Raw genomic sequence first — 16,249 nt, 5'->3', positions numbered from 1 at the left:
CAACCGGCTTGGAAATGGTGAAGCTGGTTGAGCCGATCCTCACGAGCGTCAGCGAGTGGGGCGTGTCGAAACCAAGGCGAGTGTGGTCGGGGAGATGGATTCGCCCCGGGGAGGGGAGATCGTCAGGCGGAGGTTTCCCCGCCCTCCAATTCGGCGAGGATCTCGGCGTAGCGTTTCTCGTCGAGCCGGTACCCGGCGCGCAGGATCAGCCAGCTCGCCGCGATCAGCACCATGGGGACCAGCAGCATCACCGACTTGAACGCGGCGACGCCGGCGGCCGTCACGTCCTCGACCACTCGGGCGCCGCTGATCCCGGAGACCAGCAGCGCCAGGCCGACGAAACCGCTGCCGATGGCGTTCGAGGCCTTGTAGATGAACGGCTGCACCGCCAACGTCACCGACTCGTTGCGGCGCCCCAGTTTCCACTGCCCGTACTCGACGCAGTCGGCGATGAACATCAGCATCAGCAGCTGGATGAAGGCCTGCCCGGTGAACAGCAGCACCCCCGCGACCGCCACCACCGTCAGCGACGAACCCGCGAACCAGAACACCACCAGCCCCACCATGCAAAGGAGGGTGGCCAGGGTGTGGATCTGGAAACGACGCAGGAACCTCCGAACCAGCGGGAAGAGCGCCAACCCGGCCAGCTGCGTCACCGCAAGGATGGCGGCGAACACCGAATAGGTCGCCTCGTCGCGGTAGACGTACTTGAAGTAGTAGATGCCGAGGCTCGTGACGGTCATGTAGCCGCCCATGAAACACAACATCGCCCCCGCCGCCCACAGCAGCTGGTCGTTGCGGCCGATCACCCGCACCAGCTCCCGGAACGGGGTCTGCGAGGCACCCACCGTCACCTGCTGCCTGGTGAACAGCAGCGTCAACGACTGGAAACCCAGCATCAGCACCACCAGCAGCGCCGCGAAGGCCAGCCACCCCAGCTGCTCGTTGCCGAACAGCCCGCCGAGCGCCTTCGTCGCGGGCACCACCGCCACCACCACCGAGAACAACCCGAGGTTGGCGCAGATCCTGGCGATCACCCCGATGCGTTCCCGTTCCTTCAGGTCCTGGGAGAGGGCGGGCAGCATGCCCCAGAAGGAGATGTCGTTGATGGTGTAGGCCACTGACCACACCAGGTAGACCACGGTGAACCACACCAGGAAGGCCGCCCCCGAGAGCCCGAGGTCCACGAAGATCCCCAGCGTGGCCGCCCCCCACAGCACCGCGCCCAGCGCGATCCACGGCTTGAACTTTCCGAACCGGGAGCGGGTGTTGTCGACGATGACACCCATGAAGGGATCGTTGAGGGCGTCGAAGATCCGCATCGCCACCAGAACCACCGTCACCACCGCCGTCGCCGACTGCGAGATGTGCAACACCTCGGTGAGGTAGAACATCAGGTACATGCTGACCAGCGCGGCTGACATGTCGCGGCCGAGCGTGCCCAGCCCGAAACTCAGCCGATTGCGCCAGGGAGCCGGTTTCATGGCGGAGAGTCTTGCAGGTCGCGAGGCCGGATGGGGAATCCGGCCCGGTTGACCCTGACACGGTGTCAGGTACCACGATGGTGTCATGACCGAGACGAGACTGATCCGCATAGGGGAGTTCTCCACCCTCACCCGGCTGTCGGTGCGGATGCTGCGCTACTACGACGCCAACGGCGTCCTGAGCCCGGCTACCACCGACGACTTCACCGGCCACCGGTTCTACGCATCCTCGCAGGTGCGCGACGCGACGCTGATCCGTCAGCTGCGCGATGTCGGGTTCTCCGTCTCCGCCATAGCCGCCCTGCTCCCGCAACGCGACGACCCCGAGGCGCTGGGTCGCGCGCTCGCCGTGCAGCGCGATCAACTCGTCGCCGATGCCGAGGCGGTCCGTCGCCGCATCGCCGAGATCGACCGACTCATCTCCCACACCACGAGGAGGGCCACCATGGCCGACATCACCATCACCACCCATCCCGCGCAGCTCGTCGCCGCCCTGCGCACGAAGATCGACGCCTACACCGACGAACCCAAGGCGTGGGTGAAGCTCATGGAAGCGTTCGAGGCGCAGGGACTCGTGTACACCGGTGAGCCCTGCGGGGCCACCTTCCACGACCCCGAGTACCGCGAATCCGACATCGACATCGAGCTCTGGGAACCCGTCGCCCCCGGCGCCGCCGCGTCCGAACCGCTCGTGATCCGGGAGCTGCCGGAACAGCGGGTCGTGGTGGCGGCCTTCCGCGGCGGTTACGACCAGTTCGGCCCCGTCAACGAGGAACTCGCCGAGTACATCACCCGCTCCGGGCTGAAGATCACCGGCCCCATGTACAACCGCTACATCGTCGGCCCGGTTCAGGCCGAGGATCCGGAGCAGTACCTCACTGAGGTCTGTGTTCCGGTCGCCTGAGAACGGATTCTGCAAATCCACGCCCACAGCGTCTGCAAATTGATGCCTAGAATGTCTGCAAACTGATGCCTAGAATGTCTGCGGACTCAAGGCCAAGGAGGCGGACGATGACCGGGGCTTATCTTCCACGCGTGATGGACGGCGCGATGAGGCGCGCGCTCAGGATCTCCGGAGCTGTGATGCTGGAGGGCGTGCGCGCCTGCGGGAAGACCCGAACCGCCCTGGAAGCGGCGGGATCGTCGGTGCTCATGGACGATCCCGCCGCGCGGGCGCTCAACGATCTCGCCCCGGGGCAGCTTCTCGTCGGTGCCCGTCCCCGCCTGCTGGACGAATGGCAGATCATTCCCGAGGTCTGGGACCAGGTGCGGCGTGCCGTCGACCGGGAATCCGCCCCCGGGCAGTTCATCCTCACCGGATCTGCGACCCCGGCGGACGATCACACCCGGCACACGGGAGCCGGACGTTTCATGCGCCAGCGGATGCGAACCCTCTCCTGGTGGGAACACGACCCCGGGTTCGGTGCGGTCTCCTTGTCGGGGCTCTTCGAAGGTGAGCGGCCGGCTGGGGAACCGGATGTGCTGACCTTCGAGGAGGTTCTAGGCCGGCTTCTGCGCCCCGGTTTCCCGGCTTGGCGTGAGGCCCCGCCCGAGGACGCGACCCTGCTCCTGCGTGGGTATCTGGACGAGGTCATCCGCACCGATCTGTCGAGGCTCGGGGGGATCCGGAACTCACCCGCGGTGGTCGAGGCACTGCTCACCGCCATCGCCGCGAGCAGCGCCTCCGCCGTCTCCTTCCAGACCCTGGCCCGGGATCTCGCGCCGATCGCACCGGACCTGTCGGCCGCGACCGTCAGCCGCTACGTGGACCTGCTGGCCCGGATTTTCGTCGTCGAGCGGCAACAACCCTGGGCGCCGAAGCTGCGCTCGCGGGCCAGGCTCCGGACCTCCCCGAAACTGCACCTGGCCGATCCCGCGCTGGCCGCGGTCGCCCTCCAGGCGCCAATGTCCTCGTTGCGACAGGACCCGGCTACCGCGGGCGCCCTGTTCGAGAGCGCGGTTCACCACGACCTGGCGGTGCTGGCGGGTGCTTTCGGGGGAAGGATCCAGCACTACCGGGATTCCAACGGCTATGAGATCGACGCCGTGGTGGTGCATCCCGACGGCCGCTGGGGTGCGGTTGAGGTCAAGCTGGCCGGGGCCCGGATCGCGAACGGGCACAGGGCCCTGACCTCCGCGCTGGAGCAGATCGACGGGGAACCGTCGTTCCGCCTGATCCTCACCGGAACGGGCCCGGTCCTGACCCTGGACGATGGCACGGTCACGTGCGGGCTCCACCGGCTGTGCCCGTAGCCGGGTCCTGGTGCGGAAGTCATGCCCGGCTGCGGAAGCACCGGATCGGGTGATCCGACATCCCTTCCGGTGCTTCCTCGCCCGGGCGACACTCCTCGCAACAGGTCCTAGGGGACTCGCCGTCGCCATGACCCTCTATCCTTGGTTCCCGACCAGGAGGACCAATGATCCAGCACCTCGCCGTGCAGATGCGCGCGGCCATCGCCGAGCACGCCGATCGCCCAGCCACCCGGATCCGGGTCGGCGACGGCTGGCGCACCCACACCTTCCGTGAGTTCGGTGAGCGCATCGACGAGGCGGCGCAGGGGCTGCTCAACCGGGGAATCCGGCCGGGTGACCGCATCGGTTTGTTCGCGAACAACTGCCCTGAGTGGTCGGAGATCGACTTCGGCGCCGCCACCGTGAGGGCCATTCCGGTGCCCATCTACGCCACCTCCACCCCGGAACAGATCCGGCACATCGCCACCGACTCGGGGATGCGGATCCTGTTCGTCGGTGGTCGCAGCGAGTGCGAACGCGTCCTGGAGGTCGTCGATGACCTGGCCGAGCTGGAGCACTTGGTGATTCTCGAACCCTGGGATGGCATGCCGGAACGGGTCGTCGCCTACGACGACTTCCGGGCCGAACCCGACGCCCGGGCCCTGGAGGCCCGTCTCGCGGAGGCGGGTCCCGATGATCTGGCGTCGATCATCTACACCTCCGGGACCACCGGCGACCCGAAGGGGGTGATGCTCAGGCACTCCGCGATGATCGCCCAGAAGGAGGCGATCGAGGACATGTTCCACTTCGGGCCGGAGGATCACTCGCTGTGTTTCCTGCCGCTCTCGCACGCGCTGGAGCGGGCCTGGACCAGCATCGTCCTGCTCAAGGGCTGCATGAACACCTACGTTCCCGACGCCCGCACCGTCGCCGATGCCCTGGTGCAGGCGAAACCGACGTTGCTCGTGAGCGTCCCCAAACTGTACGAGAAGGTGTTCGCGACGGCGCACGCGAAGGTCGCGGCCTCGGGGATCAAACGTGGCATCTTCAAGTGGGCGCTGCGGGTGGGGGCCCGCAACCAGCGGGCCTACCGCAAGGGAAGGCAACCTGTGTGGTTCTGGCGCGCCCAGCTCGGCATGGCCGACCGGCTCGTCCTGTCCTCGATCCGCGTCGCCCTGGGGGGCAACAAGGCGGTCATGGCCTGTGGCGGGGCGCCGCTGCGCAAGGAGATCGAGGAGTTCTTCTCGGCGGTCGGGATGCCCATCTACACCGGCTACGGGTTGACCGAGGCCTCGCCGCTGGTGACCTTCAACTCGCCGGGCGGGTTCAAGACCGGCACGACGGGGCGGGTGCTCAAGGGCGGGCAGCTGCACATCGGCGAGCACGGTGAGGTGCTGTTCCGCGGCCCGAACGTGATGGCCGGGTACTGGAACGACGAGGAGGCCACCGCCGCCGCCATCGACTCCGACGGCTGGCTGCACACCGGGGACGCCGGATACGTCGACGTCGACGGGTTCCTGGTAATCACCGACCGCATCAAGGACATCATCGTCACCCTTGGCGGCAAGAACGTCGCGCCACAACCCATCGAGGGCCTCATCCTCGCCGACCCGCTGTTCGAGCATGCCGTCCTGCTCGGCGACAACCGGCCCTGCGTGACGCTGCTGGTCAAACCGTCGCTGCCGCACGTGGAGGAGCTCGGGAAACTGATGCAGTGGCCGGGTGAGGTGGCCGACTGGCTGAAGTCCAACGAACTGGCCGAGGAGTTGCGCCGACGGGTCACCGCCCTGACCGACAAACTCCCGAGCCAGGAGAAACCCCGCGCCACCGAACTGATGGACGGCGACCTCACCACGGACAACGGCCTGCTCACCCCGACGTTGAAGGTGCGCCGCCGGCAGGTGGAGGAGCGCTTCAAGGAACTCATCGACGGCATGTACGAGGCACTGGAACGGAGGCGGCGCTCCAGTTGAGTGTCGGCTGACTGGTCTCACTGAGCGAATAGGAAATCGTGTCTGGCATCACTCAGGTGGAATCCAGCCAGCTTGTGAAGGCCCCAAAGCCAGCTGAGCCGGGCTGCGACGAAAGGGCAGCCTGAATCGAGGTTACTCCAGTACCCGGCGGGTAAACCCTGCCACGGTTGTTCTACCCGGTGGTGGGTTTGTCCACGAAACGCACTGCACTTCAGTCGAGAGCGAGGGTCAGCGCGGAGAGTGCGACGCCCATCCTGGCCAAGTGGGATCGGGGCGATGCGGGAATGTCCTTCAAGCCCCTACAAGGTCCTGCCAAGGGGGGTTCCAGCCTTTCTCACGATCCCGCGAGAACTTTGTCAGTTCTCGGCGGCGGGCCGGTCCTCGGCCAGGACCGGCAGGAGGCTCGCCATGCGACCTGCGCCCGCCGCAACCTCCTTCCGCTGTTCCTCGGTAAGAACGTCGTCGCGAGCGAGGCGCTCGAACACCGTGACGGCCCGGCCGCCCTGGCTTTGCGTCATGAGCGGGAACAGCTTGGCGTAGTGCAGCCGTAGCTGTTCGGCGGTCTCGAACCCGCCGGAGTTCTCCCCGAGCGTCTCGCTGACGGTCAGGACGTGGTCGATGTCGTCGTTGGCGCAGATCAGCGTCCCGACGGCCTTCGCCACCGCTGACCTCCGCGTCTTCTCCTGTGTGATGTCGCCCAGGACCTGCGGCACCCAGTGCGGCAGCGGCGTTGTCGGCGACTCCACCCAGCGGGCGATCGTGGCCGCGTCGGCGAATTGCTCCAGTCGCTGGGCAATGAGGCTGCGGAGGTGGTGCTCGAGGTTCTTGGTGAAGTCGGCGGTTTCGTCGAACTGGTTGTAGCCGCGCTTGAGGTCTTCAAGCTTCTGGAAGAATTCGACGAGACGTCGCCCTCGTGCGTCCTTGGCCGCGTCGCAGCGGCGACGGTAAAGCAGCACCTCGGTAGGGTGGACTGCTCGCTTGGCGCCGCTCATAGCGTCGTAGTACTCCCACTCGGTTCCGGTTACCTCGGGCAGCCCCAATTCGTCGGCGTACCGGTCAGGTAGTGGGTGTCCCAGATGGGAGCCGAGGATGACGACGGCGAAGTCGCAGTCGCAGGGGCGCGGCAGGTTCTGCGAGATCGTCTCCTGTGGGTCGTGGCGCGCAAGCATCGGCACGGTGCCGTTGGGGCTGCTCCACGAGATCGGCCGCAGCGAGACTCGGTTGCGCAGCAATGGGTCGTTGTTGAGTTTGGCGATGACGTCGCGCACCGCCTCGCGTTGCTCCTCCATCTCGGAGGGTGCGGCGATGAAGATGCGAAACTCGATGATCATGGGTGCTCCATTCGGCTAGAGGACGATGCCAGGGTCGGCGAGTTCGGGTGGGATGGGGGCGACGAGTCCGGCGTTGACTAAGGCTTTTACCCTGGGGAGTTCCTCCAGGGGCCATTTGGTGGCGAACAGGAGGCCGAGATCGTCGGGGTGAGCCTTGAGGTGCTCCTCGACCATGCGGGAGCCGGTGAAGTAGACGTGGTCCTTGACGTTCGCCCCGGGCTCATGCGGGTTCTCCAGGCCGCGTTTGACGCGGACGGCCATGCTTACGGCGGTATCGATGTCGAGGTGTTCGGCAAGCGCGTTGACGACATCGACGATGCCGGTCCGCAGCGCGATGTCGACAGCGAGGACACGGGCGGCGTAGACGCGGTCGCGGGCGTTGAAGTTGACGCCGGCGCGGTTCTCGCGGCACACCGCGAAGCCCTCTTCGGTGCGCATGGCCGAGCCGACGGCGTAGCGGGCCACGGGGGTCCGCTGCCCCTCGGCGCGGTGGCGGCGTAGGACGTGGGTGCCGATCTCGTGTACGAGTAGTTGCTGGACGGCGCACGGGGCGAAGGTGGCGTCGGCGCGGACCTTGACGCGGTGCTTTCCGCCGAGGACGGACATGTCTGCGGCCATGTCCGGGTCGACGACTACCTCCCAGCCCTCGATCTCAAGCCGCTGCAAACAGGTGCGCATCGCCTCGGCAACGCTCTCCGCGTCGACCGTTTTTTCCTGCCCGGGGTCGGCGGGGCGTTGCAGGACCTCTTGTGCGGCGGCAACGTCGTCGGGCGTGATGCTGCCGTGCACCTTGGTCGTGTGGTCGGTGATGCGCTCGGCGGTGTGGTTCTTGGCCTCGGAGGAGACGTCGCGAGCCTCTTCGAGGACTGTCTGGAGCGCCCAGACCTCCTGTTCGTGCAGGTCAGCGGCCTTGAGGGCGGCCTCGCAGGCGGTGATGGCGTCGGGTACCTTGTCGAGGTCGGGATACTCGTACGTCCAGGTGGTGCGTGGAGCGTCGGTGGTGCCGGGCCGGCCTGCGCGAGCCCGCAGCTCGGCGCGGATGGCGGGCAGATCTACAGGGTTGCCCCAGGCCGTGGGGCGCACGACCTTTCCCAGGTGTTCGAAGGCCGTCAGCAAATCAGTCATTTCGTTCCCTTCCGGGCTCGTGCGTCGTCGATTACGCGGTGGAAAAGCGTGATCCAGCGCTGTTTGATCGTCTCGCGTTCCCCGACCCATTGCGTATCCAAGCTCGGCAGTGGGGTATCGATGAGCCCGAGGTCGTGCAGGTGCTCCCAGAGGAAGTCGACGCGCGGAGGCCGGTCGTCGGGGATGCCAGTGGGGTTGTCGAGGACTTCGCGGACGTAGGTGTCGTCTCCTGTGGCGAGTAGCCGCAACCCTGCGACGACAAGGCGCGCGTTCCGTTCCTCCTTCAAGAAGGCCCCCTCGGGGTCGGTGACGCGGCCCAGCTCGTTCCAGCTCTCCGCGACCTTGTCATCGTCGAAGATGTCCCTCAACCCGCGCCACTGCCAGTAGTAACGTTGCCCGTCGCGGCGCTCGAGTTGCAGGGATTCGCGGTAGCTTTCCTCCAGCGCCTCGATGATCGAGTCGCGCTCGGCGGGGTCTGATGCACCAGCCCAGGCGCGGGTTTCGGCCAGCAAAGTGCGCTGCTGGGAGATGAAGTGTTCGGACTGCTTTCGCTCCCGAGATCGACAGATGCGCTCCTCCAGCATGGGGACCGCGATATCGGGGAGCCCGAGGTTGTACATCAATCGTCCCATCGGAAGCCCAGCTGGTTCCCCGAGGGTAAGCCATTCGGTAATCCCCTCCCGGTACCGGCGCCCCGTGAGACACGTGACGACGATCTGGCTGGCATACACGTTGGCCGATTCTTCTTCCCAGAGTTGACGCAGCAGGTCAAGGGCCCACTGATAATCCGACTTGTCGCGCAACGCATACGCGAGCCACAGCCTCGCCGTCCGATTAACCGCGATCGTCGTGTCCCGCCGCAGGAACTCCCGCAACTCCGCCGCCCTGACCGAAGGTCCCTTGGCTAGTACGGCGCTCAGGTACGCGGTCTGCACTAGCAGCGAGTCTCCCCAGTCAATGGGCCCTAGCAAGCGCGCGATCCGCAGGCGCGACGGACCCTTGCCGAACTGGGAGATCACCCATCGCGGTTCCAAACCGGCCCGGACCGCGAGGCGATACCCGGCGGCATGCACCACCATGTGACGCTCGTGGTCGTGCGCCGCCCACGCGTCGTTCAGCTCCTGCTCCAGGTGGTCGAGGCCGCGCTGAGCGGCGGCAGTGCGGTCCACCTCGCTCCAGGCGTAGCGGGCCAAGGTGCCGGCCTGGTTGACGATGCGGCGCACCTCGTCGTGGAGGTGGTATTGGAAGTGCTCCTTGTCGCGGACCACTTGGACGAGGGGGTTGGTGAGGAAACGTTGGGCGGTGCCGACCCCGACGCCGGTCATGGCGGCGAGCAGGGGAGCGTCGAACTGGGCGACGAGGGCCGCGGCCTGGAGGAGGTCGGCTTTATCCTCGGGGTAGCGCTCCAGGAGCCGGCCGACCACCCGGTCGATCTTGCCCTCGAGATCCTCTTCGACGAGCAGGCAACCCGGGTTCTCGGCGGCTAGCTCCCTGGCGAGGGTGACGATCGCGTCGATGTGGATCGGCCAGCGTGCCTCGGTCGCGAGCCTCCGGCACAGCCCATCGTCCAGCCGTGCGTCGATCGTGGCGAGGTAGGACTGGAGGAGATCGAAGGCGTCGGCGAAGGAGAGCTCTCCGATGTTGTGCTGGCGCGGTTCGAGATCCCCGAGGGCGGTTCGGGTCAGCGACGGCCAGGTGCCGGCGCCACCGTGGGTTAGGCCTTTGAAGGTGGTGGCCCAGTCGACGCGCTCGCGGCCGGTGATCACGAACAGGCAGAACGGCAGACCGCCGACCACCGCGTTGACCATTTGTTCTCGCTCCGGATGCCGCTCGTCTTCAATGACCTCGAACGTGTCAATGAAGACGACTGGCAGCGGTCGGTCTTCCGGTTCGAGCTGCTCCAGGTCGTCGGACAGCAGCCACCCGACCCAGCCGGCGGCCTCACGGAGCTTGATCGAGTCGGCTTCGCCGGTGGTGATGACGCCCACGGCCTGTGTGATGCGGCGCCTGGCGTCGTGGACGGGGGCGCCCTCGGCCTTGAGGAGTTTGAGGAGTCGTTGGTCGTAGCGCATCTCGGCCCGTTCGGGCGGGGACCAGTCGGGAAACAGTTCCGCGATCAAGGATTCAGCGATCCGCATCACGTCGGTCAGCGGCTCGGCCCCCTCAGGATGGAACTTGACCGCCATCGCGACGATGCCGGCGTCGAAGCGTGGGGTGCGGTAGCCGGCGTCGGCGAGGGCGCGGCGAAGCCGCAGGTAGAACACGACGGGGTTGGTCTGGGATTCCTCGTCGCGCAGATCCCATCGGGCAGTGACGACGCCGGGCACGGTCGGTGGCGGTCCCCACTCGGGACATCCCTCGGGGCAGGTCCGCCCACCGCGTGGTCCGGTGTGCGAGCACACCTCACGCCCGGAAAGCCAGCCCTCGAGCTTCTTCGACAGCGTCGACTTCCCCACCCCGGCGAAACCGTAGAACACGAGCAGGTTGTTCATGACCCGGCCGTCTATGACGTCGGAGTCGATAGCGTGCCGATGGACCTCGAGGCTGAGACGCAGCGCCTCCGACTCCACCACCCGGTCAGCGAACCGGGAGGTCGCAGACCCACCTCCGACGGCGACCGGCAACCGATCCGTAACAGCCATCGCAACTCCTTATCCACGACACAGCAAGCGCAACGTTCCTTCGCTCGTTACTTGACGGACGATGGCGTAGGTCACAGGTCGGCACTCGCAGGTTGCAGTGCCGACCGTAGCGGCCCGGTCAGGCACACCCATGACTCCAGCCGGCTCATTCCTCCACGTGCTGGCGGAACGGCTGGAGCAGGTCACGCAACTCGTCGCCCTCCCGCAGCCCCGCCTCCTCAAGGTAACCAATCTCGTTTTCGACGCTCAACGCCAATTCTTGGCGATGTGTCCTGTCGCGAATAGCGGACAATCGGGAAATGGCATCGCGGACCCAAAACCCGGCTTGTTCCGGTCGCCCTGCCGCCGAAAGTGTGGATGCCATCAACAGACGCGAGTTGATGCTTCTGCTTTTTTGCTCGAGCAAGTCGAAAAGCTCCACACATCGTTGAATCGCCTTCAGGGCATCCTCCATGCGCCTCGTGACGCGGTACGACCTCCACAACAACAACTGGGATTCACTCTCGAGCCAACTGTTTCCAATGATAACAGATAGGTCAAGGGCTTCCTTGGCGAGCTCCTCGGCTTTCGGGTGCGAATCGTTGGCACAGCAAGCACGTGCCCCAGTCAACAAGGCCTTGATCTCAGCATCACGTTTTTCCGCCAGTGCCGCAAACTCAGATGCTCGCCGAGCGCGCTTAACGATTTGATCGATTTTTCTTTCGCTAATTGCAATATGCAGAAACACTAGTTCAGCACGGTGTGAAATCTCGGGTGGTTTCACCCTCGTCATGGGCAATGATACGACTTTGGTACATGACTTAGCTAGATCCAGTGCGCGGCCTGCATCCTTACGGGCGCCATGCTTGTCCCCTCGCTTCGCGAAGGCGTGAGCTCGGACCGCGTGGACGAAGGCGCAAAGTCCCGGGTGCTCCTCCTCGTTTGCTTCGCCCAGGACATGATCGCAGGCGCTCATCGGGTCATCACCACTTTTGCCGTGCCAACTTGTGATGATCTTCAGCAGGCTCTGGTGGAGTTCTGCCAGCATGGGTGCAGGCAGTCCCTCCGTCAGCAAGGGGTCAAAGGAATCGTGAGCGTCCTGCCTAGGGGTCAAAAATGATTTCTCGTACCCAAAGCTGGCCATCCGGAGTGCGCGCAGCGGATCGACCCCCTTGAGGGCCGGATCGGTCAGATAATCCGCGAAAGTCTTCTGGCTATTTAGCGCCGACGCGTCCCAGCCTCCAGAAAGTTCGATATCGAAAAGGGAGCACATGCCCGCGTAGGCTTCCCAATCGCGGCCATCGGAAATGTAGTGAGTAAGGTTGCCGTCGTTGTCCACGCGAACCCCAACCCGGGATGAGACGGGTTTGCCGTCGAGTTTTGAACCGCTGGACGATAGCAGCTCCACGACCTGCGCATAGCGTGCCAAGGCGCGTTTCCCATTCGGATCCGGAGGTAGGACCACGAGACATTTACCCAGGACACGCCACGCTCGCAGTCGCTCCAACTCCCACCGCAGGCCGTCGGATGCTCCAGCGATAACAACGATTGCGCGACACCTCAAGGCCGTGCGGCGAATAGCATCCTGCCACTGATCGTCCGCCCAGTACGTGCGGGCCGCCCCAAGCTCGGGTAGCGTTTCACCAGGTCGCCCAATCGCCACCAGATTCCCCAGTTTCCCACAGCTGTATGCGATCACCTCTTCGAACCGGATGTCGGCCCAAGGCACTGGAGGCGAGAGCATCGGAGCCACACCGCTTGCTGCCCGAATCGACATGTCATCATCCGAGAATGATCGCAGTAACAGCACCGTTGAATCGTCAGCATCCAGGGCAAAGGAGGGGTGTGACCGCTTTCCAGCCCGTCTCATGAAGTGCTTCACCGGAAGTGAGCTTAGGTGCATTATCACTACCCCCCACGTCATCGCAATCAAAGAGTCTCGCGAGTAGACATCCCCCATCATGGAGGCCCCTGAGAACATGAGATAGAGGGATAGAAACACACCTATAATTCGGCAGATGACAGCGGCAACCCACCACACCAGTTGCCGCGGCGCCCACTCAGTCATGTGCTCCGCCTCGCCAGATACCAGCTTTCCAAGATTCGGAAAGGCGCCCCGTAGACCCAGCGCGAGCCCCCCAGCGGCAGCCACAATCACGGGAGGGACGCCGAAAACAACCAGTGCCCCCATCACGATGTAGCCGCTTCCATAGATCCCATACTGCAGACGAAAAAACATGCTCGTCGCGATACGTGTCATAGCTACCGGTCGAACATCCTCTCCGGCACCATGAACTTGACGGAGGGTTTCGAAAGATGCGTCAACGCCGACTAGTCGGCGGACCACGGAGGCGGCGAGATGTTCGCGCGTGCCACGATCGCTCAGCAGACATATCAGCCAGTCGCCGGCGAGCAGCGAAGCCAGAATTATCCACCCAAGCATGCGTTCCTCCTAATCTTCGAGACATTGGCACCCGCGGCGCCTGGTGCGAATTTGGCCATCGACGCGTTGGCATTCACTAGTGATTGACAGAGGGGTCTGGGCCTGTACACTTTACGATTTGGCGCGCCTCGTCAATTATCCTTTGGAAGATCGCGATCCAGCGCTCCTTGATGGCCTGTCGGTCGCCGATCCACTGGGTTGGCCGGATCGTCAGCCGATGCGTCACCAGTCCGAGGTCGTGCAGATGCTCCCACAAGAACTCGGCCGGCACCCGGACTGGGGTGGCCTGCACCTCATCGTCGTTGACCACCAGGTCTGCGTACGCCGCGTCACCGGTGGCGAGGAGCCTCGCCCCCGAGACCAGAAGCAGGGCGTCGTTCACTGAGTTCGGTCGAGTCCCGAGGCTGGTGCGGATCATGTCGAGTTCGCGCCAGCACTCTGCGACGGTGTCATCGTCGAAGAGCCCTGCGAGGGCTCGCCACATCCAGTAGTGCCGTCTACCGTCTTTCCGGTCGAGTAGGAGGGCCTCGCGGTAGCACGCTTCAAGTTCACTCTGGGTGACGGTGCCCGCCCATCCCTTGGCGTCGACGACGGCGGTCTGCAGTTCGGTGATCCATCGTCGCGATCGCCGTTGGGCGATCGCTCCATCGCGTCGTGCCTCGGCCATCTGGACCGCGTACTGCGGCCAGCCAACGTCTCGCAATAATCGCCCCATGACCTGTCCGGCCGGTTCGCCGAGCGTGAGGAACTCCGTCACGGCATCGCTGAACCTGCGCCCCAGCAAGCAAGTTACCACCCGCTGCGCTGCGTATGTCCGTTTTGGTTGTTCATCCCACAGCTCCCGGATGAGCCGCATTGCCGCATCGAAGTCGCCGGCGTCTCGTAGGGCGTAAGCAAGCCACAACCGACCCGATTGCTTCAGCCCTGCCGACCGGTACATCGGGATGTACTTTCGAAGTGCAGGGATCCGCTTGACAGCGGGCATGGTGGTCAGTGAGTTGAAGTGGGCGGTCTGGACCAGTTCGCCAGGTCCCCAATCAATGCCGCCGAGCAGCTGCCGGACTCGCACCCGCGATGGGCTACGCACGAACTCCTTTAGCACCCACTCGGGTTCCAATCCGACGAGGAGCGCGAGTCGGTAGCCGGTCGTGTGGACGACGATCCGACGCTCGGAGTCGTCCTCATCCCGGGCCCTCACCAGTTCCTGTTCCAGGTAGTCCAAGCCGAGCTTGGCGGCGGCGCGCCGGTCTTCGGCGCTCCAGGCGTTCTGGACGCTGTCGGCCGCCTCAAGGACGATACGGCGGACCTCGTCGTGGAGGTGGTACTGGAAGAATTCCTTGTCACGGATCCTCTGAATCAGCGGGTTGTCGAGGAAGCGCTCGGCCACGGACACGGTCTCGCCTGCCATGCGTGCCAGGAGCGGGCCGTCGAACTGCGCCGCCAGAGCTGCTGCTTGGAGCAGACGGGCTTCGACCGGCGGGTATGTCGCGATCAACGTGTCGAGGACGTGTTCGAGGGCGCCGCCGAGGTCATCGTCGGTGAGGACGCGGCCGCGATCATCCCTCATGAGGTTGCTCGCCAAGGTGACGATGGCGTCGATATGGATGGGGAGCTGGGCCGACTCGGCCAGCCGATCGCAGAGACCGTCGGCCAGGGACACGCCTACCTCCCGGAGCCGGTCTTCCAGGAGCATTCGCGCGTCGTCGGGGTGAAGCGTCCCGATGCTGTGCTGGCGCGGTTCGGGCTCGTCATCCCTGGTTCGAGCCAGGGACGGCCAGGTGTCGGGCCCCGAGTATCCGAGGTTGACTCGGCGCTGATCCCAGGGCACGCGACGGCGCCCGGTGATCACAAAAAGGCAGTACGGCAGGGCGCCGACGACCGCGTTGACAACACGCTCATCGCTGGCCCTTGCAGGATCGAGGAGGTCCTCGAACGTGTCGATGAACACGACGGCGATTGGGCGCTCCGATGGAGGCAGGGTTTGCAGGTCCTTGCTCAGGAGCCACCCCAGCCAGGCCGCGACTTCACACAGGGCCGCAGATTCGGTGCCCCCGGTCTGGATCGCCGCGACGGCTCGCGCGAGGTCGTCCCGTGCGTCGTTACCGGCGGATGTGGGTTGGGCTATGAGTTGCAGCAGCCTGTGTTCCAAAGCGATATCGTCGTTCGCGGCGGGTGCCCGGCCCGGAAACAGGGCGGTTAGTCGTTCGTTCGCGATGGTGACCAGGTCGCGCAGCGGGCCGTCGGGATCGAGGCTCGCGTTGGGCCGGAACTTCGTTGCCATGGCTACGACGCCGACATCGAACCGCGGGGTGGCGACCCCGATTGCAGCCAACGACCTGCGTAATTGCAGGTAGAAGGGGACCGGGTTGGTGAGCGATTCTACCGCTCGCAGGTTCCAACGCACTGTGGCCAGGGGTCCTAGGTCGGTCGGAGCCGGACCCCATTGCGGACACCCTTCCGGGCAGGTACGGTCACGCCAGCCGTCAACTTCTGATGTGAGGTGAGCACACACGTCTCGGCCGTCAACCCATTCCTCCAGCTTGAACGACAACATCGACTTCCCAACTCCCGCGAACCCGAAGAACACGAGGACGTTGTTCATCACCTGGCCGTCGATGGCGTCGCGATCAATGGCGGAGCGTTGCACCACCAGACTCGCGCGCAGAGCCTCTGATTCCGGGACACGATCCGCGAACCGCGAACTGGTCGAGAGCGCCGCTGGGAGTCGCGGCATTCGATCCGGTACGGCCATGCTTGCTCCTCACGCGACAAGGGTGCGCTCTGCCTGGCGCCTCACGAGATTCTGACGGACGAGATCGCAGGTAAAGCGCGTGAGCCATGTCCTCTCCGTCGGCATGCACGGTGCATGGAGTGTCGCCTTGCGTCCTCCGGTGCCTCACAATCGCCGAGGCGACGTGGAAGATGGTCAAGTCCCTTCGGGGCGTTGCGGGTTGGTGGGGTTGAGGCCGCGCTGGCGCAGGCCTCTGAGGAACTCGGTCCAGAAGTCGGTCGATTCGCTGTCACCAACGGCCATGCCCAG

The 16,249-nt window shown here is 65.1% G+C and carries 9 protein-coding genes and 1 pseudogene; 3 read left to right on the top strand and 7 right to left on the bottom strand.

Going from position 1 to position 16,249, the window contains the following annotated elements:
- Positions 1 to 122: 122 nt before the first annotated feature.
- Positions 123 to 1,484 (bottom strand): glycoside-pentoside-hexuronide (GPH):cation symporter, encoded by a 1,362-nt coding sequence (locus ACO6D6_RS14190; protein ID WP_484785896.1) that lies wholly within the window; start codon positions 1,482 to 1,484, stop codon positions 123 to 125.
- Between the two features lie 85 nt (positions 1,485 to 1,569).
- Here ACO6D6_RS14190 and ACO6D6_RS14185 point away from each other — a divergent pair, with 85 nt between their 5' ends.
- From ACO6D6_RS14185 to ACO6D6_RS14175, 3 genes are all read left to right on the top strand, one after another.
- Positions 1,570 to 2,388, top strand: a complete 819-nt coding sequence (locus ACO6D6_RS14185; protein WP_484785895.1) for a MerR family transcriptional regulator — start codon at positions 1,570 to 1,572, stop codon at positions 2,386 to 2,388.
- Positions 2,389 to 2,495: 107 nt separating this feature from the next.
- The gene (locus ACO6D6_RS14180) at positions 2,496 to 3,737 is read left to right on the top strand and encodes an ATP-binding protein (RefSeq protein ID WP_484785894.1); all 1,242 of its coding nucleotides are present in this window, start codon (positions 2,496 to 2,498) and stop codon (positions 3,735 to 3,737) included.
- Positions 3,738 to 3,901: 164 nt separating this feature from the next.
- On the top strand, positions 3,902 to 5,689 hold the full coding sequence (locus tag ACO6D6_RS14175; RefSeq protein ID WP_484785893.1) for an AMP-dependent synthetase/ligase: 1,788 nt from the start codon (positions 3,902 to 3,904) through the stop codon (positions 5,687 to 5,689).
- 356 nt (positions 5,690 to 6,045) lie between these two features.
- On the opposite strand, the gene ACO6D6_RS14170 is transcribed toward ACO6D6_RS14175, so the two are convergent.
- From ACO6D6_RS14170 to ACO6D6_RS14145, 6 genes and pseudogenes are all read right to left on the bottom strand, one after another.
- Positions 6,046 to 7,020, bottom strand: coding sequence for a hypothetical protein (locus ACO6D6_RS14170; RefSeq protein WP_484785892.1), 975 nt, complete (start codon positions 7,018 to 7,020; stop codon positions 6,046 to 6,048).
- A 15-nt stretch (positions 7,021 to 7,035) separates the two neighbouring features.
- Positions 7,036 to 8,145: a tyrosine/phenylalanine carboxypeptidase domain-containing protein gene (locus tag ACO6D6_RS14165; RefSeq protein ID WP_484785891.1), complete on the bottom strand. Its 1,110-nt coding sequence runs from the start codon at positions 8,143 to 8,145 to the stop codon at positions 7,036 to 7,038.
- The gene (locus tag ACO6D6_RS14160) at positions 8,142 to 10,787 is read right to left on the bottom strand and encodes a hypothetical protein (RefSeq protein ID WP_484785890.1); all 2,646 of its coding nucleotides are present in this window, start codon (positions 10,785 to 10,787) and stop codon (positions 8,142 to 8,144) included. The genes ACO6D6_RS14165 and ACO6D6_RS14160 overlap by 4 nt, the downstream gene beginning before the upstream one ends.
- 145 nt (positions 10,788 to 10,932) lie before the next feature.
- The gene (locus ACO6D6_RS14155) at positions 10,933 to 13,209 is read right to left on the bottom strand and encodes a hypothetical protein (protein ID WP_484785889.1); all 2,277 of its coding nucleotides are present in this window, start codon (positions 13,207 to 13,209) and stop codon (positions 10,933 to 10,935) included.
- A gap of 76 nt (positions 13,210 to 13,285) precedes the next feature.
- Positions 13,286 to 15,961 (bottom strand): hypothetical protein, encoded by a 2,676-nt coding sequence (locus ACO6D6_RS14150; RefSeq protein WP_484785888.1) that lies wholly within the window; start codon positions 15,959 to 15,961, stop codon positions 13,286 to 13,288.
- Positions 15,962 to 16,141: 180 nt separating this feature from the next.
- Positions 16,142 to 16,249 (bottom strand): annotated as a pseudogene (locus tag ACO6D6_RS14145) (transposase); the annotation flags it as partial.

The organism is Arachnia sp. (genome assembly GCF_057238465.1).
This window is presented reverse-complemented; position numbering and strand designations above follow the sequence as displayed.